This window comes from Bradyrhizobium sp. WSM1743 (assembly GCF_000473065.1).
Classification (GTDB): Bacteria; Pseudomonadota; Alphaproteobacteria; order Rhizobiales; family Xanthobacteraceae; genus Bradyrhizobium.
Genome location: NZ_AXAZ01000058.1, coordinates 1 through 18,922, shown reverse-complemented (window position 1 = coordinate 18,922; position 18,922 = coordinate 1). Strand labels below are relative to the sequence as shown.

The 18,922-nt window shown below is 65.2% G+C and carries 22 protein-coding genes, 1 pseudogene and 1 riboswitch; of the genes and pseudogenes, 12 read left to right on the top strand and 11 right to left on the bottom strand.

Going from position 1 to position 18,922, the window contains the following annotated elements; all coding sequences use genetic code 11:
* Positions 1-11: 11 nt before the first annotated feature.
* On the bottom strand, positions 12-740 hold the full coding sequence (locus tag YU9_RS0128145; protein ID WP_027575796.1) for a response regulator: 729 nt from the start codon (positions 738-740) through the stop codon (positions 12-14).
* Positions 737-1,279, bottom strand: coding sequence for a MarR family winged helix-turn-helix transcriptional regulator (locus YU9_RS0128140; protein ID WP_027575795.1), 543 nt, complete (start codon positions 1,277-1,279; stop codon positions 737-739). The genes YU9_RS0128145 and YU9_RS0128140 overlap by 4 nt, the downstream gene beginning before the upstream one ends.
* Before the next feature lie 338 nt (positions 1,280-1,617).
* On the opposite strand from YU9_RS0128140, the gene YU9_RS0128130 reads away from it, so the two are divergent.
* The 5 genes from YU9_RS0128130 to YU9_RS42730 all read left to right on the top strand — a co-directional run bounded on the left by YU9_RS0128130 (position 1,618) and on the right by YU9_RS42730 (position 6,127).
* Positions 1,618-2,700, top strand: coding sequence for a branched-chain amino acid aminotransferase (locus YU9_RS0128130; RefSeq protein ID WP_027575794.1), 1,083 nt, complete (start codon positions 1,618-1,620; stop codon positions 2,698-2,700).
* 223 nt (positions 2,701-2,923) lie between these two features.
* On the top strand, positions 2,924-3,448 hold the full coding sequence (locus tag YU9_RS0128125; RefSeq protein WP_027575793.1) for a YegJ family protein: 525 nt from the start codon (positions 2,924-2,926) through the stop codon (positions 3,446-3,448).
* Positions 3,449-3,615: 167 nt separating this feature from the next.
* A complete protein-coding gene (gene hisS / locus YU9_RS0128120) occupies positions 3,616-5,181 on the top strand; it encodes a histidine--tRNA ligase (protein ID WP_027575792.1) in 1,566 nt (521 codons plus the stop codon).
* A 55-nt stretch (positions 5,182-5,236) separates the two neighbouring features.
* Positions 5,237-5,485: a tautomerase family protein gene (locus tag YU9_RS0128115; protein ID WP_084299094.1), complete on the top strand. Its 249-nt coding sequence runs from the start codon at positions 5,237-5,239 to the stop codon at positions 5,483-5,485.
* Positions 5,486-5,680: 195 nt separating this feature from the next.
* Positions 5,681-6,127, top strand: a complete 447-nt coding sequence (locus YU9_RS42730; protein ID WP_051380551.1) for a thioesterase family protein — start codon at positions 5,681-5,683, stop codon at positions 6,125-6,127.
* Here the strand turns inward: YU9_RS42730 and proC are convergent.
* A complete protein-coding gene (gene proC / locus YU9_RS0128105) occupies positions 6,072-6,947 on the bottom strand; it encodes a pyrroline-5-carboxylate reductase (RefSeq protein ID WP_051380550.1) in 876 nt (291 codons plus the stop codon). The two genes, YU9_RS42730 and proC, sit on opposite strands and share 56 nt — an antisense overlap.
* A gap of 157 nt (positions 6,948-7,104) precedes the next feature.
* Positions 7,105-7,605, bottom strand: coding sequence for a YbjN domain-containing protein (locus YU9_RS0128100; protein WP_027575790.1), 501 nt, complete (start codon positions 7,603-7,605; stop codon positions 7,105-7,107).
* Between the two features lie 405 nt (positions 7,606-8,010).
* Positions 8,011-8,169, top strand: a riboswitch (FMN riboswitch).
* Between the two features lie 78 nt (positions 8,170-8,247).
* Between YU9_RS0128100 and YU9_RS0128095 the strand changes: the two genes are divergently transcribed.
* The gene (locus YU9_RS0128095; protein WP_027575789.1) at positions 8,248-8,808 is read left to right on the top strand and encodes a 6,7-dimethyl-8-ribityllumazine synthase; all 561 of its coding nucleotides are present in this window, start codon (positions 8,248-8,250) and stop codon (positions 8,806-8,808) included.
* A gap of 116 nt (positions 8,809-8,924) precedes the next feature.
* Here YU9_RS0128095 and YU9_RS0128090 read toward each other — a convergent pair whose 3' ends face one another.
* From YU9_RS0128090 to lgt, 5 genes are all read right to left on the bottom strand, one after another.
* Positions 8,925-9,878, bottom strand: a complete 954-nt coding sequence (locus YU9_RS0128090; RefSeq protein ID WP_027575788.1) for a ribose-phosphate pyrophosphokinase — start codon at positions 9,876-9,878, stop codon at positions 8,925-8,927.
* A 195-nt stretch (positions 9,879-10,073) separates the two neighbouring features.
* Entirely contained in the window at positions 10,074-10,700 is a 627-nt protein-coding gene (locus tag YU9_RS0128085) for a hypothetical protein (RefSeq protein WP_027575787.1), read from the bottom strand.
* A 289-nt stretch (positions 10,701-10,989) separates the two neighbouring features.
* On the bottom strand, positions 10,990-11,757 hold the full coding sequence (pgeF, locus tag YU9_RS0128080; RefSeq protein ID WP_027575786.1) for a peptidoglycan editing factor PgeF: 768 nt from the start codon (positions 11,755-11,757) through the stop codon (positions 10,990-10,992).
* Positions 11,754-12,872: a class I SAM-dependent methyltransferase gene (locus YU9_RS0128075; protein ID WP_027575785.1), complete on the bottom strand. Its 1,119-nt coding sequence runs from the start codon at positions 12,870-12,872 to the stop codon at positions 11,754-11,756. The genes pgeF and YU9_RS0128075 overlap by 4 nt, the downstream gene beginning before the upstream one ends.
* 21 nt (positions 12,873-12,893) lie before the next feature.
* Complete coding sequence (gene lgt / locus YU9_RS0128070) at positions 12,894-13,739, bottom strand: prolipoprotein diacylglyceryl transferase (protein WP_027575784.1); 846 nt, start codon at positions 13,737-13,739, stop codon at positions 12,894-12,896.
* Between the two features lie 197 nt (positions 13,740-13,936).
* Here lgt and YU9_RS0128065 point away from each other — a divergent pair, with 197 nt between their 5' ends.
* The 4 genes from YU9_RS0128065 to ychF all read left to right on the top strand — a co-directional run bounded on the left by YU9_RS0128065 (position 13,937) and on the right by ychF (position 16,997).
* Positions 13,937-14,188 carry an accessory factor UbiK family protein gene (locus YU9_RS0128065; protein WP_027575783.1) on the top strand — a complete coding sequence of 84 codons (252 nt, stop codon included), beginning with the start codon at positions 13,937-13,939 and terminating at the stop codon, positions 14,186-14,188.
* A 319-nt stretch (positions 14,189-14,507) separates the two neighbouring features.
* Positions 14,508-15,230 (top strand): 50S ribosomal protein L25/general stress protein Ctc, encoded by a 723-nt coding sequence (locus tag YU9_RS0128060; protein ID WP_027575782.1) that lies wholly within the window; start codon positions 14,508-14,510, stop codon positions 15,228-15,230.
* Positions 15,231-15,288: 58 nt separating this feature from the next.
* Complete coding sequence (pth, locus tag YU9_RS0128055; RefSeq protein ID WP_027575781.1) at positions 15,289-15,894, top strand: aminoacyl-tRNA hydrolase; 606 nt, start codon at positions 15,289-15,291, stop codon at positions 15,892-15,894.
* Between the two features lie 5 nt (positions 15,895-15,899).
* Complete coding sequence (ychF, locus tag YU9_RS0128050) at positions 15,900-16,997, top strand: redox-regulated ATPase YchF (RefSeq protein WP_027575780.1); 1,098 nt, start codon at positions 15,900-15,902, stop codon at positions 16,995-16,997.
* A 157-nt stretch (positions 16,998-17,154) separates the two neighbouring features.
* Here the strand turns inward: ychF and YU9_RS0128045 are convergent, their stop codons facing one another.
* On the bottom strand, positions 17,155-17,451 hold the full coding sequence (locus tag YU9_RS0128045; protein ID WP_018648333.1) for a DUF4282 domain-containing protein: 297 nt from the start codon (positions 17,449-17,451) through the stop codon (positions 17,155-17,157).
* A gap of 182 nt (positions 17,452-17,633) precedes the next feature.
* Here YU9_RS0128045 and YU9_RS0128040 point away from each other — a divergent pair, with 182 nt between their 5' ends.
* Together YU9_RS0128040 and YU9_RS0128035 are read left to right on the top strand one after the other, a co-directional pair.
* Positions 17,634-18,086, top strand: coding sequence for a MaoC family dehydratase (locus tag YU9_RS0128040; protein ID WP_027575779.1), 453 nt, complete (start codon positions 17,634-17,636; stop codon positions 18,084-18,086).
* A complete protein-coding gene (locus YU9_RS0128035) occupies positions 18,086-18,565 on the top strand; it encodes a MaoC family dehydratase (RefSeq protein ID WP_027575778.1) in 480 nt (159 codons plus the stop codon). The genes YU9_RS0128040 and YU9_RS0128035 overlap by 1 nt, the downstream gene beginning before the upstream one ends.
* 76 nt (positions 18,566-18,641) lie before the next feature.
* Here YU9_RS0128035 and YU9_RS49240 read toward each other — a convergent pair.
* Positions 18,642-18,922, bottom strand: a pseudogene (locus YU9_RS49240) (integrase); the annotation flags it as partial.

The window sequence follows — 18,922 nt, the reverse complement described above, 5'->3', positions numbered from 1 at the left end:
GCTTCACTGATTTACGGCGAGGCCACCAGGCGGTAGCCGATGCCGCGCACCGCCTGCAAGAACAGTGGATTGGCGGGGTCGGTCTCGATCTTGCGCCGGAGGCGGTTGATCTGCACGTCGACGGCGCGCTCGTTGACGCTGCCATTGCCGGTCAGCGCGCTGCGCGGCACGGTCTCGCCCGGCGTCTCCGCGAGAATCCGCAGCATCTCGCGCTCGCGATCGGTGAGGTGGATGACCTCCTCGCCGTGGCGCAATTCGCCGCGATCGAGGTGGTAGACATAGGGACCGAACGCGATCTTCTCGACGGTCGCGGCCTGCGGCGGCGGCGCGGCGCGCTTGAGGATGTTGTTGATGCGCAGCGCAAGCTCGCGCGGCTCGAACGGCTTTGCCACGTAATCGTCGGCGCCGATCTGCAAGCCCTCGATACGGGCTTCCGCCTCGTGCCGCGCCGTCAGCATCACGATCGGCACCGAGGACGAGGTCCGGATGAAGCGGGCAAGGTCGAAGCCGGTCTCGCCGGGCATCATCACGTCGAGAATCAGGAGATCGAAATGCAGGCTCAGCAGTTTCGAGCGCGCATCGCCGGCGCTCGCCGCGGTGGTGACGCGGTAGCCTTCACTGGCGAGAAAGCGCGAGAGCAGGTCGCGGATGCGGCGGTCGTCGTCGACCAGCAGCAGATGCGGGGCATCGTCGGCGGGTTGCACCGGCGGGCGGGCGAGCGTGGCAGCGAGCACGGTCACTCCTTGGCGTCGTGGTTGACGGAAGCGAAGATCGTCTCGAGCACCTTGTCCGGATCGTCGCGGTCGATCATCGCGCGCAGGAAGCGCTTCACGGTCTCGGCGTCCTGCGGAGCCATCTCCGCGAGCGCCCTGGTGATCCGCGTGGTCTGGAGCCCGGCGAGCTTCTGCACCAGCGCCTCGCCCTTCGGTGTCGCGTAGAGCAGGCGCTGGCGGCGATCATTGTCGCCAGTCTTCTGCACGATATAGCCCTCGTCCAGGAGCTGCTTGAGCACGCGGCCGAGCGACTGTTTTGTGATGCGCAAGACGTCGAGCAGGTCGGCGACCTTCAGCCCGGGATAGCGGTAGACGAAGTGCATGACGCGGTGATGGGCCCGGCCGAAGCCGAACGCCTCCAGCTCCTGGTCGGGATCGCCGACGAAGTCGCGATAGGCGAAGAACAAGAGCTCGATGATATCCCAGCGCAAATTGCCTGCGTCCGACGCGGCGGGCCGAGATTCGGCGACGTCAGGAGGAGAGGCTGCGAAATTTATGTCAGGCATATTGACGTATCTTGGGTTCAATGTTACAAAACGATCGACCCGCACGAAATTTTAGATCGCTTCGCGTCGGGTGGCATCGGAGCAAGGCGGCCGGAGCGAGCCGGACAGGCGACGACGGCCGATCAGATCTACCGTGCGATTGTCGAGCGGCATTTCGGCAAAACATACTGGACTTCCGCCTTCCGCAAAAGCATGTCCTCGGCGACATGCTGGCCACGGAAACCGGCCGTAACAAGGCTGGCGGCGGTCCGGCCAAAAACCCAATCAAGCCAGCCGGGCCCGAAACGGGCAGGCGGGCGCGAGAAACAGCGCCGCCACCGGCAGCGGGAGGCAAGGACATGAGCATGAAATTCGACATCCAGCCCGCATCCAATCCGACGTCCGAGAAGGACCGTATCGCCAAGTTGGTGGACCCCGGCTTCGGGCGGGTCTTCACCGACCACATGGCGGTCGTCCGCTACAGCCAGGCCAAGGGTGGCTGGTACGAGGCGAAGATCGAGGCGCGCGCCAACTTCCAGCTCGATCCGGCCGGTGCGGTCCTGCATTACGCCCAGGAAATTTTTGAAGGCCTGAAGGCCTACAAGCGCGACGATGGCGGGGTGAACCTGTTCCGCCCCGACGCCAATGCGCGGCGCTTCAAGGACTCGGCCGACCGCATGGCGATGGCGCAGCTGCCCGAAGACGTCTTCATCGAGGCGGTCGAGCAGGTCGTGCGCATCGACCGCGCCTGGATGCCGGGCGGTGAAGGCAGCCTTTACTTGCGGCCCTTCATGATCGCGAGCGAGACCTTCCTCGGCGTCAAGCCGTCGTCCGAATACATCTTCGCAGTCATCGCCTCGCCAGTCGGCTCCTACTTCAAGGGCGGGCCCGCCCCGGTCTCGATCTGGGTGTCCGAGAATTATACCCGCGCCGCGATCGGCGGCACCGGCGCCGTCAAATGCGGCGGCAATTATGCCGCGAGCCTGCGCGCGCAGGCCGAAGCGATTCAGCAAGGCTGCGATCAGGTCGTCTTCCTCGATGCGGTCGAGCGCCGCTATATCGAGGAGCTCGGGGGCATGAACGTGTTCTTCGTGTTCGACGACGGCTCACTCTCGACGCCGCCGCTCGGCACCATCCTGCCGGGTATCACCCGCGACTCCATCATCACGCTCGCCCGCGATGCCGGCAAGACCGTGCGCGAGGAGCCGTACTCGCTCGAGCAGTGGCGCAAGGATGCGGCCTCAGGCAAGCTGAAGGAAGCCTTCGCCTGCGGCACTGCCGCCGTCATCTCGCCAATCGGCAAGGTGCGCTCGGTGAGCGGCGATTTCGATATCAGCGGCGGCGCCGCCGGCCCCGTCGCCATGGGCTTGCGCAAGCAGCTCGTCGACATCCAGTACGGCCGCACCAACGATCCGCACAACTGGATCCGCAAGGTGTTTTAGGATTCTCGTCTCCCGGACGCGGCGCAGCGCTTCTTCAGCGGTGCGCCGCAGAGCCGGGACCCATCTCAGCGTCAATGGACCCCGGATCAGCAGCGCATCACGCCGCCAAGAGGCGGCGCGCCGCGCAGCATCCGGGGAACGCAACCAAACTGGGCGCCATGAACGCGCCGCCATGCCTATGCGACAAAGCCAGGAGACATCGAGCATCCCGGACATCGCAAACATGGCATTCAAGCTCTCCCAGCCCATGAAATGGGTGGTTCTCGCCGTCATTACCGGCGTCTCCGTTTTCGGCATCCTGACCATCGGCCCCACGCACGAGGTCGCAGCGGATGACCACTCGCCGGTTGTCAACGTGCGCACCACCGATCCCGAGATGAACGCCGCGATTGCCCGCGCCCGCGGCACGCTCTCTACGTTCTGGGCCTCCTATGACGCGCCAAAGCCGTCCGAGACCGGGCATGCCTTGAAGGTGCACTTTTCGACCCGCAAGGGCGGCGAGCACATCTGGATCGCGGAGGTGAAGAAGCTGCCGGACGGGGCCTATTCCGGTTTCTTCGCCAACGAGCCGCGCGACCTGCCGGGCAGGCGGGCAGGCGACCAGGTGAAGTTCACCGAAGCCGACATCTCAGACTGGATGTTCATGCGCAACGGCAAGATCGTCGGCGGCGAGACCATCAAGCCGACCCTGAAGTCGCTGCCGAAGGCGGACGCCGATGCGTTGAGGGCAAGGATGGAGCAGCCGTAGGGGTGGGGTTGTCATTCCGGGATGGTCTGAAGGGACCAGACCTCAGGTGCGCGATTGCGCACCGGGGAATCTCGAGATTCCGGGTTCGATGCTGCGCATCGCCCCGGAATGACGGCTTCTCCTAAGCCCCGGTTGCCGCCCCGCGCCCCGGCTGGTAAACGCCGCGCATGGCCGAGAAACCCAAAAAACCCCAGAAACTGAAGGCGCGCCTGCCGCGCGGGCTCGAGGATCGCGACCCCTCAGCGATCCGGGCGACGCGCGAGATGGTCGAGAAGATCCGCGCCGTCTACGAGCTCTATGGCTTCGAGCCGGTGGAGACGCCGGCGATGGAATACACCGACGCGCTCGGCAAGTTCCTGCCCGACCAGGACCGCCCGAATGAGGGCGTGTTCTCGTTCCAGGACGACGACGAGCAATGGATCAGCCTGCGCTACGATCTGACCGCGCCGCTGGCCCGCTACGTCGCCGAGAATTTCGACACGCTGCCAAAGCCCTACCGCAGCTACCGCGCCGGCTACGTGTTCCGCAACGAGAAGCCCGGCCCCGGCCGCTTCCGCCAGTTCATGCAGTTCGATGCCGATACGGTTGGTTCGGCCACGCCGGCGGCGGACGCCGAGATGTGCATGATGGCCGCGGACACCATGGAGGCGCTCGGCATCCCGCGCGGCGCCTATGTGGTGAAAGTGAACAACCGCAAGGTGCTAGACGGTGTGCTGGAAGTTGCCGGTCTTGGAGGCGCTGACAATGTCGGAAAACGCCTTATCGTGCTGAGAGCGATCGACAAACTAGATCGCTTGGGCGTCGAAGGCGTCAAGCAGCTCTTGGGTAGCGGTCGCAGGGACGAAAGCGGAGATTTCACTAAGGGCGCTGAATTGAGTCCAGAGCAAATCTCTCTGCTAGCCGAGTTCGTTGAGAAGGCTGTCGGTACTTCGAACGACCTAGCTGCTGGAAAAGAGAGTGAATTCTTAGCCCCCCAAAATATTGATCAGGACGCGTTTATGATCCCAGAGCAGGGATCGTTTTACGCTGGCTCACCCATCGCAATGGAAGGGTGGGAAGAACTTGAATATATGCGAACTCTATTCCGCAAGTCCGGCTACGGCGTTGACCAGATCCGCATCGATCCGTCCGTCGTCCGCGGTCTCGAATATTACACCGGCCCCGTCTACGAGGTCGAACTGCTGCTCGACACCAAGGACGAGAAGGGCCGCCCGGTGCGCTTCGGCTCGGTCGGCGGCGGCGGCCGCTATGACGGCCTCGTCTCGCGCTTCCGCGGCGAGCCGGTGCCAGCGACCGGATTCTCGATCGGCGTATCGCGCTTGCAGGCCGCGCTGACGCTGCTCGGCAAGCTCGACACGCGGCCGGAGTTCGGCCCCGTCGTCGTCACCGTGTTCGACCGCGACCGCGTCGCCGACTACCAGAAGATGGTGGCGAGCTTGCGCACCGCCGGCATCCGCGCCGAGCTCTATCTCGGCAATCCCAAGAACATGGGCAACCAGCTCAAATATGCCGATCGCCGCAACTCACCTTGCGTCATCATCCAGGGCTCGGATGAGAAGGCGCGCGGCGAAGTGCAGGTCAAAGATCTGATCGAGGGCGCCAAGGCGGCCGCCGCGATCGCCTCCAACCAGGAATGGCGCGAGACCCGCCCGGCGCAGTTCTCGTGCAGCGAGGCCGACCTCGTCGCCAAGGTGCGCGAGGTCTTGGCGCGCCATGACGTGAGCTGGGGCTAGCTATTCGCAGGCAGCGTCGTGCCCGGGCTTGTCCCGGGCATCCACGTCTTGTTTGATGGCGACCGTCAATGGCCGGTGTTCGGCCGCAAGGGAGAGAAAAATGCCTGAGATCACCATCAGCATGGCCGAAGGCCGCACCGACGAGCAGAAGGCCGGCATGATGCGCGACATCACCCAGGCACTGGTGAAGAATCTCGGCGTCGATGCCGATGCCGTCGTCATCCAGATCAACGAAGCCCCGCTGCGCCACAAGATGAAGGGCGGCAAGACGTTCGTGGAGCGCGCGGCGGCGGCGAAGAAGTAGCCAGCGCCGTTGCCGCAAACGCCGCTGTCGTCCCGGACAAGCGTCAGCGCAGATCCGGGAGCTATAACCACAGGAAGTGGTCGTGGGGTGAAGCGGTAACTCCGAGTCCCCGTAACCACGATGTCCTGTGGTTATGGGTCCCGGATCGGCGCGCGCTTAGGGCGCGCTTGTCCGGGACGACACTGAGCAAGCACCATGGACGCACGCGACTTCATCACGATCGGCATGAGTGCCGAGCGCACGCTGGTGGTCCCGGTGGAGCGCACGGTCGGGCATTTCGTGCCCGGCATGCCTTTTGTTTATGCGACGCCGATGATGATCCTGGAAATGGAGATGGCATCGGGCGATGCGATCCGCGCCGCGCTTCAGCCAGGCTGGGTCACGGTTGGCACCGAGGTCGACATCCGCCATCTTGCCGCTGCGCTCGTCGGCGCAACGGTGCGGACCACGGCAAAGGTGGTCGCCGTCGAGCGCCGCGTCATCCGCTTCGAGGTCGAGGCATTCGAGGGCACGCGCAAGCTCGGCGAGGGCCGCCACGCGCGCGGACTCGTCAATGTCGAGATGTTCAACAAGCGGCTGGGAGCCGCTACTTCGCCAATTCCTTCGACCGCTTCGTCGCCGCGGCAATCGCGCGGATCATGAGATCGCGCAACCCCGGTTCGCCCATCAGCACGCCGAGCGCTGCGGCGGTGGTGCCGCCGGGCGAGGTGACGTTCTGGCGCAGCGTGCTGGAGGGCAGCTCCGAGCGGTGCAGCAGCTCGCCGGAGCCGGCGACGGTCTCGCGGGCGAGCTTCGTCGCCAGCGCCTCGGGTAATCCCGCTTCGACGCCGGCCCGCGCCAGCTCCTCGGCGAGCAGGAACACGTAGGCTGGCCCCGAGCCGGAGACGGCGGTCACCGCATCCATCAGGCCTTCGTCGTCGACCCATTCCACCGAGCCGGTGGCGCGCAGCAGCGCATCGGCCACCGCGCGCTGCGCGGGGCTGACATTGTTCGCCGCAACGGCGACGGTGATGCCCCGGCCGATCGCGGCCGGCGTGTTCGGCATTGCGCGCACCACGGCCCCGCCGCAGACCTCTTCAAGCGAGGCGATCGTGGTGCCCGCCATGATCGAGACCACCGAGGTCTTGTCCGAGACGAACGGCTTCAGCTTGGCGCCGGCCTCGCGGAACATCTGCGGCTTCACCGCGACGACCAGCGTGTCGATCGCGCCGGCGGTCGTCACGTCGGGATTGAGCGCGACGCCCTTGGCGGCCAGCGCGGAGATCTCGGGCGCAATGTGCGGATCGATCACCGCGACGCGGCGCGGATCGAGCCCGCCCGCAAGCCATCCGGTCAGCATCGCGCCGCCCATCTTGCCGGCGCCGGCGAGCAGGATGGTGCCGGTGATGTTTTGGAGGGGGTTGTTGTCGGCCACTGTGGTCACCACAAACTCGCTGTCGTCCCCGCGAAAGCGGGGACCCATAACCACAAGTGGTCTTAACGGATGGAGGTGTCAGCAACAAGCCGCGTGCCACAAGGGATATCACGCGGTATGGATCCCGGATCTGCACGCGCTTTAGGCGCGCTTGTCCGGGACGACGTGGCGAGGGGGCGGCGGCTCCCTCACTTCTCAGGCAATGTTACGCCTCGCCCACCGTGTCGAACATCGCTGCGTCCATGGCCTGCGCGGTGGTCTTGCCGGCCCACACCACGAACTGGAACGCGGGGAAATAGCGCTCGCAGGCGTGGATGGCGCCGGCGAGCATAGCTTCGCACTGCGCGGTCGAGGCGGTGAGGCCGCCCGGCAGCACCAAAGCCTGGCGGTGCATGATCAAGCCGGTGTTGGTCCACAAATCGAAATGGCCGACCCACAGCTGCTCGTTCACGGCGGCGACGAGCCGCTGCACCTCGCTCCGGCGCGGCAGTGGAATCTTCATGTCGAAGGCGCAGGCCAGATGCAGCGCCTCGATCTCGCCCATCCAGGTGAAGGAGAGCTGGTAGTCGGTCCATTGTCCCTTCGAGACAATCGTGAGTTCGTCTTCGCCGGAGCGTTCGAACGGCCAGTTGTTGCTGGCAGCGATGTCCTCGACCACCGCGAGCGGATGGTTCCTGGAATCGATAGTGCCTTCGAGCAGGGACATGCCGTCTCGACCTCTTGCCTTCTTGTTGTCTTTGATACGCACGCGGTTGGGCCCGGCGCGCGCTCCCTAAACGTCGCTACGGCGTCCCCTCGGAGTCTTACGATCCCTCGGATCAGCGCGGGCCTGTCGCGGATCAAGTGATGTGATTTGCGGAATCTGCGCAACGGGGTCCCGAGTCCGTCCACAAGCCAGGACTCGTTCGTCCACAGCTCATCTCCGCCACAATTCTTAACGGTGAGAACAAACCGGAATCGGATTCCCCAAAGGCGCTCACCGGAAATTCCGTCCCACGAGGCCCGGGCCGCCGCGAGGGCATGGGACCATGCGCTTTGCCCATGCGGAACGCGCTTGCCGCGACTGCTCGCCGGCGGCATATTTCCTCGCAGGCCGTTCATTCCGGACGGCCGATGTTCTCAGGGCGGGGTGAAAGTCCCCACCGGCGGTAAGGGCCGAAAGGCCTAAGCCCGCGAGCGCCTTCCGTGAGGGGTATCCCGAAGGGAAGGGTCAGCAGATTCGGTGCAACTCCGAAGCCGACGGTCAAAGTCCGGATGAAAGAGAACGGTCGGTGGCAGACGCATCGCGAGGATGCGGCTGTTTGTCGTTCCGTGTGCCCTGATTCTGGTCCTTAAACCGAGGAAAGCCATGAATCAGATGTTGCAAGATCCCCAAACCGAAACCTCCCAGCCCACCCAACCGCCGGTTCCACAGGACCCGGCGCCCGACCATCCGCGCTTCGCCAAGCCGCAGCGAGTGGCCTTCGTGCAGGCCTGCTGGCACCGCGAGGTGGTCGCGGAGGCTCGGATCGCCTTCCTGAAGGAGGCGGAGGCGCGGCACCTCACCCATGTCGACGTGTTCGAGGTGCCGGGCTCGTTCGAGATCCCGCTGCACGCCCAGGTCCTCGCCAAGACGCGGCGCTACACCGCGATCGTCGCCGCCGGCCTCGTCGTCGACGGCGGCATCTACCGCCACGAATTCGTCGCCGACACCGTGATCAAGGCGCTGATGGACGTGCAGCTCCGCACCGAGGTGCCGGTGTTCTCGGCCGTGCTCACGCCGCAGCAATTCCACGAGACCGAGGTGCACTACGACTTCTTCCGCAAGCACTTTGCGATCAAGGGTGTCGAGGTCGCGGCAGCCTGTGCGGAGACGTTGCTCGGCCTGGAGCGCCTGCGCGGCCAGGTCGCGGCGGGGATCGTAGGGTAGGGCCCGAAGTCATTCCGGGGCTCGCGAAGCGAGAACTATGGTGCGCAATTGCGCACCTGAGAATCTCGAGATTCCGGGTTCGGCGCTGACGCGCCGCCCCGGAATGACGTCAATGGCTAGTCGAACAGGCTCGACACCGACTCTTCCGCCGCGGTGCGCGCGATCGCGTCCGAGATCAGGCTGGCGATCGGCAGGGTGCGGATGTTCGGCGCCTTGGTCACCGCCTCGGTCGGCAGGATCGAGTCGGTGATGACGAGCTCCTTCAGCCTCGAGCCGGAGATGCGGGCGGCAGCGCCGCCGGAGAGCACGCCGTGGGTGATGTAGGCGTAGACGTCCTTGGCACCCTTGGCGATCAGCGCGTCGGCCGCGTTGACCAGCGTGCCGCCGGAATCGACGATGTCGTCGACAAGGATACAGCTATACCCGGAGACGTCGCCGATCACGTTCATGACTTCGGATTCACCCGGACGCTCACGGCGCTTGTCGACGATCGCGAGCGGGGTGTTGATGCGCTTCGCAAGGCCGCGGGCGCGGGCCACGCCGCCGACGTCGGGCGAGACCACCATCACCTTGCCGAGGTCGAAACGTTCGCGAATGTCGCGCACCATCAGGGGGGCAGCGAACAAATTGTCGGTTGGGATATCGAAGAAGCCCTGGATCTGGCCGGCATGCAGGTCGAGCGTCATGACGCGGTCGACACCGGCATGGGTGATCAGATTGGCGACGAGCTTGGCCGAGATCGGCGTGCGCGAGCCAGAGCGGCGATCCTGCCTGGCATAGCCGAAATAGGGAATCACTGCGGTGATGCGGCGCGCCGAGGAGCGGCGCAGCGCGTCGGTGATGATCAGGAGCTCCATCAGATTGTCGTTCGCCGGAAACGAGGTCGACTGGATGATGAAGGCATCCGAGCCGCGGATGTTCTCCTGGACCTCGACGAAGATCTCCATGTCGGCGAAGCGCCGGACCACCGCTTTGGTCAGCGGCATGTGGAGGCCCTGCGCGATGGCCTGGGCAAGAGCCGGATTGGAGTTGCCGGCGACAAGCTTGATGGAGCCGTTTTTGGCCGACATGGACGCTTCCTCCCGCGCTTTGCTGGATACGACGTTCAACATCCCACGAATACCCACTGGCAGCACGGTTACGACGGGCGAGGAAATATCAGGCCGCGGGCTCAAATGGCAACCCGGGATGCTACGTTTTCCCTTTGAAAATCCTGAGTCGGGCCAACGGCTTGGCCGCAACTTGAGCCCGTGGTTTAGCGGGGGTCATCGCTCCGCATAGCCGAGCGCCGAGGTCAGCATATCAGGCACTGGGGCCTCCTTGATCACGCTCGCGACCGCCGGCCCCCGCAGGCCGGGAGCCGCGCCAGGTGCATCCGGCGTCCCATTGATCATGTTGGAAAGTCCGCTGAATCCGGCCTGGGCGATCTTCCGCAGCACGAGGTCGTCGGCAGCCGCCCAGGCGTCACGCGTCGCGTCGCGACCGCCCTTGGCCGAGGTCGGTTCCTCGCCGGACAGGCGCAGCGCCCGCTGCTGGTTGGCGTCATAGACGTCCCAGACCCAGGCGATCACGGTCTTGCCGCGCACCACCTGGGCGGAGAGGTAGCTGCGCACGCGGTAGGCGGCCGTGCCCTCGCGGGAGACGACGGACAGGCTGCGCAGCTTGGATTCGCTGTCGAGCACGCCGACCATGCGGTCGAACACCTGCGGCGGCGGCCCGTCGATCGATTCGAAGGCGACCGTCGCGCCGCTGCCGCCGCTCGGCGCCATCGCATAGGAGTTGCTCGGCGCGTTGCCGCCGGCGCAGCCGGCGAGCACGGTCGCAGCCGCCAGCAGCATGACCGCCAGCACGCGCGAGCCCGCGCGGCACAGAAAAGATGACGCTTCCCTCATTGGGGGCAGCGATATCGTTAAAACGCATTAACGTCTAGGGCGGCGGCGACACAAACAGGTCCCGAAGGGAATCGTGTGTTGTCACCTTGGTTTGCGTCATAGGGAAGCTTGCCGTGTCCCGGACGCGCTGCGGCGCCATAAGCGCGTTCATAGCGCGTCTTCGACGCGCTATGGTGCCGCTGCGCTGAGCCGGGACCCAGATTGCCGCCGAGATCGAGATCGCAGAGCCATGGGCCCCGGCTCAGCGGCGCATCACTTGCGTGCTGCGCCGCGTCCGGGGCACGAGATCTCACCCCTCGAGCGCGATCGCGTGAACGTGGCGGCCGTAATCCGGCTCCTTGCGATGCACCGAGCGGCGATAGCTGAAGAAGCGCTCGTCGGCATAGGTGTCGAGCCCGAGATCGTCGATCATCAGGATGCCGGCGGCTTCCAGCCGCATGCGGATGAAGCCGGCAAGATCGAACATCGCGTGGCCCTCGCGCACCGAGGGGATGAAGAAGATGGCGTTGTCCGCATCGGCTTCGATGAAGCGCGCGACGAACTCGTTGCCGACCTCGTAGCTGTCCTGGCGGATCAACGGGCCGATCGCGGCGATGGTGCCGCCGCGCGTGGCACCGAGCTTCTCCATCGCCGAGATCGTCGCTTCCAGCACGCCGGTGAGCGCGCCCTTCCAGCCCGCATGCGCGCCGCCGATCACGCGCGCATTGGGATCGACGAACAGCACCGGGCCGCAATCGGCGGTGGAGACGCCGAGTGCGATGCCCGGCGTCTTCGTCACCAGCGCGTCGCCCCTGGGCCGCGGGCCGCTCGGCCACGGCGCATCAGCCACGAGCACGTCGGGCGAATGAGTCTGGTGCAGGCTGAGAAAGCGCTCGGGCGCGACGCCGACATGCTCGGCCATGCGGCGGCGGTTCTCGGCGACCAGGGCCTGATCGTCGTTGGATCCGAGCCCGCCGTTCAGCGCGGCATAGATGCCGCCGGAAACGCCGCCCTCGCGGGTGAAGAAGGCATGGCGCAGGCCGGGCACGGCGGACAGCAGCGACGAAGCAAGCGTCATGAGGCCTCTCCCGCCTGTTCGAGATCGCTGAGGCCGGCAAGGCCCGACAGTCGGGGTTCGGAGATGCCGAGCACCTTGAACATCGAACCCATGCCGCCACGCCCGGTATCGGTCAGGCGCTTGAGCGCCACCGAAATGTCGGTGGCCACCTCCGGCGCCGCCTTCTGCATCAAGGCGGCGGCGCGGGTGTCGATGCCGATACGCCTAAGGAAGTCGCCTTGCGTCACCGGGCCGTGCACGCGGGCGCCGACATCCTCGGCCGCGCGCGCCAGCGCCTGGAAGTCGACATGCGCGGTGACGTCGGCCTGACCCGGCGCCTTCAAGGGATCGGCGAAGGTGTGGCGCGCGATGGCCTGGAAGGTGTCGCCGGCGTCGCTGCGCAGATGGCCGTAGTCGATGATGAGCGCCGCGCCGTCCTGGTCGCGCACGCGCGTGGCGAGCTTCATGATTTCGCCGTCGGGCCGCCACTCGAACACGGCGCCGATCGGTGCGGCGCGCACCAAGGGCGGCAGCAGCACGTCGAAGCGCGGCGTCGGCTCCGGCGCTGCGCCGAACTGAAGCTTGCCGTTGGGATCGATCTCGATCACGCGCTCGTGCCAGCCGTTCTCGTGGCGGATCATCTGGTGGATCGGCAGCACGTCGAAATATTCGTTGGCGAGGATGATGCTTGGGCCCTCCGGCACCTCGTCGATGCTGTCGTGCCAGGCGATGTTGCGCACGTTGGCGAGCGTCGCGCTCTGCCGTTCGCGCAAGACGGGATTGACCTCGACCAAGTGGATGTGAAGCGCCTGGTAGAGCGGCGGCAGCACGCGCAATGCGCGCAGCGCGTCCGCCATCATGGTGCCGCGGCCGGGGCCGAGCTCGATCAGCCGCAAGAATTGCGGCGAGCCCATCTGCTTCCACACCGAGGCGGTCCACAGGCCCAGGAGCTCGCCGAACATCTGGCTGACCTCGGGCGCGGTGGTGAAGTCGCCTTCACGCCCTAAAGGATCCCGCGAGACGTAATAGCCGTAGCGCGGGTGCATCAGGCACAGTTCCATGTACCGCCAGACCGGCATCGGGCCTGAGGATTTGATCAACGCCTTGATCTCGTTGAGGAGCGGCTGGTCGGTCACGGCGTGCTTTCTTGAAATGAATTAACGAACGGCCTCGATCGGCTTCGGCGCACCGCGCCTCACTGCCCATACAATAAGTATGAGGCCGACAATAAGCATCGGGATCGACAACAGCATGCCCATGGTTAATCCGCCCCAGAGGAAACCGAGCTGGGCGTCAGGTTCGCGGAAATGCTCGCCGGCGATCCGGGTCAGGCCGTAGATCAGGATGAAGGCGCCGAGGATCATGCCGGGGCGCCTCAAGGCGCCGAAGCGGATCATGATCGCGAGCATGGTGAACAGCAGGATGCCCTCCATGCCCGCTTCATAAAGCTGGCTCGGATGGCGCGGCAGCTGCGTGGGATCGTTGGGGAAGATCATCGCCCAGGGCAGGCTGGGGTCGGTGGCGCGGCCCCACAATTCGCCGTTGATGAAATTGGCGATCCGCCCAAGCAAGAGCCCGACCGGGGCGACTGCGGTGGTGATGTCGCCGAGCGACAGGATCGAGATGCCGTTGCGGTAGGCGAACCACATCACCGCGACAACGCAGCCGAGGAAGCCGCCATGGAACGACATGCCGCCCTCCCACAATCTGAAGATTGCGGCGGGATGATCGATGAAGAAGGGCAGATTGTAGAACAGCACATAGCCGGTGCGGCCGCCCAGGATGATGCCGAGCGTCACCCACAGGATGAAGTCGTCGATCTGCACCAGCGACATCGGCGCCGGTCCGCTCCACAGGCGCTCTTTCTTCAGCAGCGAGCGCGCGTAGAGCCAGCCGAACACGATGCCACAGATATAGGCGAGCGCGTACCAGCGGATCGCGAACGGGCCGATCTCGATCGCGATCGGCTTGAAGGCGGGAAAGTCGATCAGCAGAAAGGGCATCGCGCCTTCTATGTCCAAGCGAGATCGCGGCGGTCGAGCGCCAGCGGACGCCCTGTGATTCTTCTTATGCAGGGACGTTGAATACGATTGCAAGGAAACCGGTTCATGACAAGGATACCGCCGCTTCGCCCTTGAACCGGCCCAATCGGATTGCCATTGTCTTTCAAGAGTTCGCGCAAAGTTTATCGGAGGCCGCCATGACCCAGACCAGCAACCGGTTTTTCGACGAGATCGGCCGCCTGATGAACGACGCCGCCGGCGCGGCCCAGGGCGTCAAGCGCGAGTTCGACACCGTGATGCGCAGCCAGGCCGAAAAATTCCTGCGCGACATGGATCTCGTCAAGCGCGAGGAATTCGAGGCGGTCAAGGACATGGCCCGCCTGGCGCGCGAAGAGAACGAGGCGCTGAAGGCGCGGATTGCCGCGCTGGAGGCGAAGCTCGGGGGCTAGGGCTGCTTACCCTCCCCTGGAGGGGGAGGGTCGATCGCGCGTAGCGCGAGCGGGGTGGGGTGACAGTCTCTCCGCGTCGAATAGTGCCCGTGGGGAGAGATCACCCCACCCCGTCTCACATTTCGCTACGCTCAATGTGAGCCGACCCTCCCCCTCCAGGGGAGGGTAAGAACCCGGCCCATTCTCCTTGTCATTTCCGCATCTTCCGGGTAAAAGCCCGCCACGTCCGCGGCCCCCGCACCCCTGGAGGCTTGCTGCGGACGATGTCATGGGCCGCGCTGCGGCCCATTAACTTTTGCAAAAACAAGGACTTAACGACATGGCGACGACCGTCAAGGAATTGAAGGCGACCGCACGTCCGAAGAGCGGCAAGGGGGCCGCCCGGGCTGAGCGTCGCGCCGGGCGAGTGCCCGGAGTGATCTACGGCAACAACCAGCCCCCGCTGACGATCTCGATCGAGGATCGTGAACTGCGCCAGCGCATCCTTGCCGGCCGGTTCCTGACCACGCTGGTCGACATCGAGCTCGAGGGCAAGAAGCACCGCGTGATTCCGCGCGACTATCACCTCGATCCGGTCAAGGACTTCCCGATCCATGTCGACTTCATGCGGCTAGGGGAAGGCGCCACCATCCGCATCAGCGTTCCCTTGCACGTCGTGAAGGCGGAAGGCTCGCCGGGCGTGAAGCGCGGTGGCACCGTCAACATCGTCGCCCACGCGATCGAGCTCGAATGCGGCGTCGAGAGCATCCCGCAATACATCGAGGCCGATGTCGGCGCGCTCGAGATCGGTCACTCGCTGCATCTGTCGGATATCAAGCTGCCGGCCGGCGTGAAGGCGCTGGCGCGCGAGGACGCGACCCTCGTCACCATCGTGCCGCCGTCCGGCTACGCCGAAGAGCAGAAGGCTGCTGCTGCGGCTGCGGCGGGTGGTGCGGCTCCGGCCGCGGGTGCTGCTGCTCCGGCTGCAGCTGCTCCGGCTGCGGGTGCTGCTGCTCCGGCGGCGGCTGCCAAGGCTCCCGCCGGCGGCGACAAGAAGAAGTAATCTCTCAAAGCTGGCGCGCGGTCCTTGATCGCGCGCCGAGCGAGGGGCGCGCCGCGTCATGCGACTCTTTGTTGGGCTCGGCAATCCCGGCGCGAAATACGCACGTAACCGGCACAATATCGGCTTCATGGCCGTTGACGAGATCGCGCGGCGTCATGGCTTTGCGCCATGGCGCCGTCGTTTTCAGGGCGAGACCTCCGAGGGCTCGCTGGGCACCGAGCGCGTGATCCTGCTCAAGCCCACGACCTACATGAACGAGTCCGGCCGCAGCGTTCAGGAAGCGGCAGGCTTCTTCAAGATCGCCGAAGGCGACGTCACCGTGTTCCACGACGAGATCGAGCTGCCGCCGGGCAAGGTGCGGGTGAAGATCGGCGGCGGCATCGCCGGCCATAACGGCCTGCGCTCGATCTCGGCGCATATCGGCAACGACTATCGCCGGATTCGGCTCGGCATCGGTCATCCCGGCGTCAAGGAGCTGGTGCACGGCCACGTGCTGTCGGACTTCGCCAAGGCCGACAACGAATGGGTGGCGACGCTCTGCGACGCGGTCGCAGAGCACGCCGCGCTGCTTGCCAAAGGCACGGACGCGACCTTCGCCAACAGGGTGCATCTCGCCATGCAGGCGAAGGGATTTTTGACCAAGGACGAGAACGGCAAGGAATAACGCTCGTGGGATTCAAATGCGGGATCGTCGGATTGCCCAATGTCGGCAAGTCGACCTTGTTCAATGCGCTGACCGAGACGGCCGCGGCGCAGGCCGCGAACTATCCGTTCTGCACCATCGAGCCGAATGTCGGCGAGGTCGCCGTGCCGGATCCGCGGCTGGAGAAGCTCGCCGCCATCGCCAAGTCGGGCCAGATCATCCCGACCCGGCTGACCTTCGTCGACATCGCCGGCCTCGTACGCGGCGCCTCCAAGGGCGAAGGCCTCGGCAACCAGTTCCTCGCCAACATCCGCGAGGTCGACGCCATCGCGCATGTGGTGCGCTGCTTTGAAGACTCCGACATTACCCATGTCGAGGGCAAGATCGCCCCGCTCGCCGACATCGAGACCATCGAGACCGAGCTGATGCTCGCCGACCTCGACAGCCTCGAAAAGCGCGTCGACAACCTCACTAAGAAGGCCAAGGGCAACGACAAGGACGCCAAGGAGCAGCTCGACCTCGTCAACCGCACTTTGGTGCTGCTGCGCGAGGGCAAGCCCGCGCGCCTCGTCGAGCGCAAGGCCGAGGAGGAGCGCGCGTTCTCCATGCTCGGCCTCTTGTCTTCGAAGCCGGTGCTTTACGTCTGCAACGTCGAAGAGGGCTCCGCGGCCACCGGCAATGCCTTCTCCAAGGCGGTCGAGGAGCAGGCTGCAAAGGAAGGCGCGGTTGCCGTCGTCATCTCCGCCAAGATCGAATCCGAGATCGCGACGATCTCGCGTGAAGAGCGTGCGGATTTCCTGGAGACGCTGGGCCTGGAGGAAGCCGGCCTCGATCGCCTGATCCGCGCCGGTTACACGCTGCTCGACCTCATCACCTACTTCACCGTGGGCCCGAAGGAAGCGCGCGCCTGGACCATCCATCGCGGCACCAAGGCGCCGGCGGCGGCCGGCGTGATCCACACCGATTTCGAGAAGGGTTTTATTCGCGCCGAGACGATCGCGTATGAGGATTACGTGGCGCTCGGCGGCGAAGCCGGCGCGCGCGACGCCGGCAAGCTCCGCCTCGAAGGCAAGGAATACGTCGTCGCCGACGGCGACGTGATGCATTTCAGGTTCAATACGTAAGAGGCCGATTGCGTGCCCCTGACGCAGCGCAGCGCTTCCCTGGCGATGCGAAGCATCGTCCAGTGCGGTGCCGCTGCAGAGCCGGGGCCCAGAAGCTTCGTCTATGGACGCATGGGTCGCGTCATTTCATGCCGCGCCGCGTCCGGGAAACGAGGCCTCACCGCATCCCGCCGCCCTGGTCCCTGATCGCGCCGAGATGCTCGTTGATGCGGAAGACGATCAGGATCAGCTCCGCGACGATGCGCGAGAACACGATGCCGACGACGACGCTCGCGATCGAGGACAGCAGCACCAGGAAGCCACCGAACGGGCTGATCGCCATCGCAGCGAGGCCTGAGAAGATGCCGGAGAGGCCGAACAGGCAGATCAGCGCGATCACCAGCCAGTAGAAGGTCTTGATGATCGTCGGCGTGATGAAGCGGTCCCATTGAAACAGGTCGCTGAATGAAAACATTGCTTTCCCCAGGGCAAATCGGGACGTCAAATTTGGGCCGCGTCGATGGATCCTGGCCCTCGGCTGATCCGACGCAAGACCACCGCGGCCACCCCGTATGTAGCACGAGCCATGCGGGCCGGCGGGTTGAGATTGCCGCAAAGTGCGGCCACAATCTGTCATTCCCGCAAAGCTTTCCCAAGATGACCCTGACCTTCGAAGATTTCCCGTCCGGCCGGTTCGGAACGTTCGGCCCGCGCCATGTCACCCGCGACGAGATTCTGGCCTTTGCCGCCGAGTTCGATCCGCAGCCGATGCACCTCGACGAGGAGGCCGCGGCGAGAAGCATGCTGCGCGGCCTGTCCGGCTCGGGCTGGCATCTCTGCTCGCTGATGATGCGGATGATGGCCGACGGTTTTATCACCCGCGCCGCGTCACTGGGATCTCCTGGCGTCGACGAGGTGCGCTGGCTGTCGCCACTTCGGCCCGGCGACGATCTCATGCTCGACGTCGACGTCGTGGAGGCGCGCACCTCGAAGAGCCGTCCCGAGCTCGGCATCGTCAAGTTCAAATGCACCGTGCGCAATGCGGCGGGGCAGGCGCTCGCCGAGATGACCTCGCCGATCCTGATCAAGCGGCGCGAGGGAGCGGTCTGATGCGATTCTTCGAAGACATCGCGATCGGCCAGCGCCGCGAGATCGGCACCTATACGTTCACGGCGGAGTCCATCAAGACATTCGCCGCCAAATTCGATCCGCAGCGCTTTCACCTCGACGAGGAGGAAGGCAAGAACTCACTGTTCGGCGGGCTCGCGGCCTCGGGCTGGCATGTCGGCTCCGCCTGCATGAGCCTGCTTGTCGCCGACGGCCAGCGCCTGGCGCGCGAGGCCGCTTCACGTGGCGAGGAGGTTGCCGTGTGGGGCCCATCGCCGGGCTTTCGCGACCTGCGCTGGATCAGGCCGGTGCTTGCGGGAGACACCGTCTCCTACGTCAACGAAGTCATCGACAAGCGCACCTCCGCCTCGCGCCCTGGCTGGGGCATTCTGACGGCCCGCACCACCGGCACCAACCAACGCGGCGAAGAGGTCTATTCCATCACCGCCACGGCCTTCGTGCCGCTGCGAAAGGATGCGTGATTTAGAATAGGCCATCGCTCTTTGTCCAGCGGATGGAAGGGTAACAAAACAGCCCGGATGGATAGGTAACAATCGTTCATAGTTCGGTCCGCTGCGGCGCTGCGCTAGCGCAGCGCCGCAGCGTCGATGTTTTCTGATCGATGATGCCGATCGGCACGTTGAAGAAGCGCACTTGCCATTGCCCATCGGCGGTTTCCTCTACGGCGACTGTTTCACCAGCGAGAGCGCTGCAAAGGTGGATGAGCTCGCCACGCCATTTGATCTCGCCGTTGGAGCGGACCTGGCGCACCGCCGCTTCGACCGGATAATCCGGCTTCGGAAGCCGACTTGGCATCGCACGAGAGGAAGAGTGGTAGG

Bases quoted from the DNA above. Each gene is read 5' to 3' on its own strand.
- pgeF (WP_027575786.1), bottom strand. From the start codon at position 11,757: ATGACGCTTGCTTCGTCGCTGCTGTCCGCCGTGCCCGGCCTGCGCCAT.
- YU9_RS0128065 (WP_027575783.1), top strand. From the start codon at position 13,937: ATGACCCAGACCAGCAACCGGTTTTTCGACGAGATCGGCCGCCTGATG.
- YU9_RS0128040 (WP_027575779.1), top strand. From the start codon at position 17,634: ATGACCCTGACCTTCGAAGATTTCCCGTCCGGCCGGTTCGGAACGTTC.
- YU9_RS0128100 (WP_027575790.1), bottom strand. From the start codon at position 7,605: ATGTCCCTGCTCGAAGGCACTATCGATTCCAGGAACCATCCGCTCGCG.
- hisS (WP_027575792.1), top strand. From the start codon at position 3,616: ATGGCCGAGAAACCCAAAAAACCCCAGAAACTGAAGGCGCGCCTGCCG.
- YU9_RS0128035 (WP_027575778.1), top strand. From the start codon at position 18,086: ATGCGATTCTTCGAAGACATCGCGATCGGCCAGCGCCGCGAGATCGGC.
- lgt (WP_027575784.1), bottom strand. From the start codon at position 13,739: ATGCCCTTTCTGCTGATCGACTTTCCCGCCTTCAAGCCGATCGCGATC.
- YU9_RS0128115 (WP_084299094.1), top strand. From the start codon at position 5,237: ATGGCGACCGTCAATGGCCGGTGTTCGGCCGCAAGGGAGAGAAAAATG.
- proC (WP_051380550.1), bottom strand. From the start codon at position 6,947: ATGGGTCCCCGCTTTCGCGGGGACGACAGCGAGTTTGTGGTGACCACA.
- YU9_RS0128140 (WP_027575795.1), bottom strand. From the start codon at position 1,279: ATGCCTGACATAAATTTCGCAGCCTCTCCTCCTGACGTCGCCGAATCT.
- YU9_RS0128095 (WP_027575789.1), top strand. From the start codon at position 8,248: ATGAATCAGATGTTGCAAGATCCCCAAACCGAAACCTCCCAGCCCACC.
- pth (WP_027575781.1), top strand. From the start codon at position 15,289: ATGCGACTCTTTGTTGGGCTCGGCAATCCCGGCGCGAAATACGCACGT.
- YU9_RS0128090 (WP_027575788.1), bottom strand. From the start codon at position 9,878: ATGTCGGCCAAAAACGGCTCCATCAAGCTTGTCGCCGGCAACTCCAAT.
- YU9_RS0128130 (WP_027575794.1), top strand. From the start codon at position 1,618: ATGAGCATGAAATTCGACATCCAGCCCGCATCCAATCCGACGTCCGAG.
- YU9_RS0128060 (WP_027575782.1), top strand. From the start codon at position 14,508: ATGGCGACGACCGTCAAGGAATTGAAGGCGACCGCACGTCCGAAGAGC.
- YU9_RS0128085 (WP_027575787.1), bottom strand. From the start codon at position 10,700: ATGAGGGAAGCGTCATCTTTTCTGTGCCGCGCGGGCTCGCGCGTGCTG.
- YU9_RS0128045 (WP_018648333.1), bottom strand. From the start codon at position 17,451: ATGTTTTCATTCAGCGACCTGTTTCAATGGGACCGCTTCATCACGCCG.
- YU9_RS42730 (WP_051380551.1), top strand. From the start codon at position 5,681: ATGGACGCACGCGACTTCATCACGATCGGCATGAGTGCCGAGCGCACG.
- YU9_RS0128125 (WP_027575793.1), top strand. From the start codon at position 2,924: ATGGCATTCAAGCTCTCCCAGCCCATGAAATGGGTGGTTCTCGCCGTC.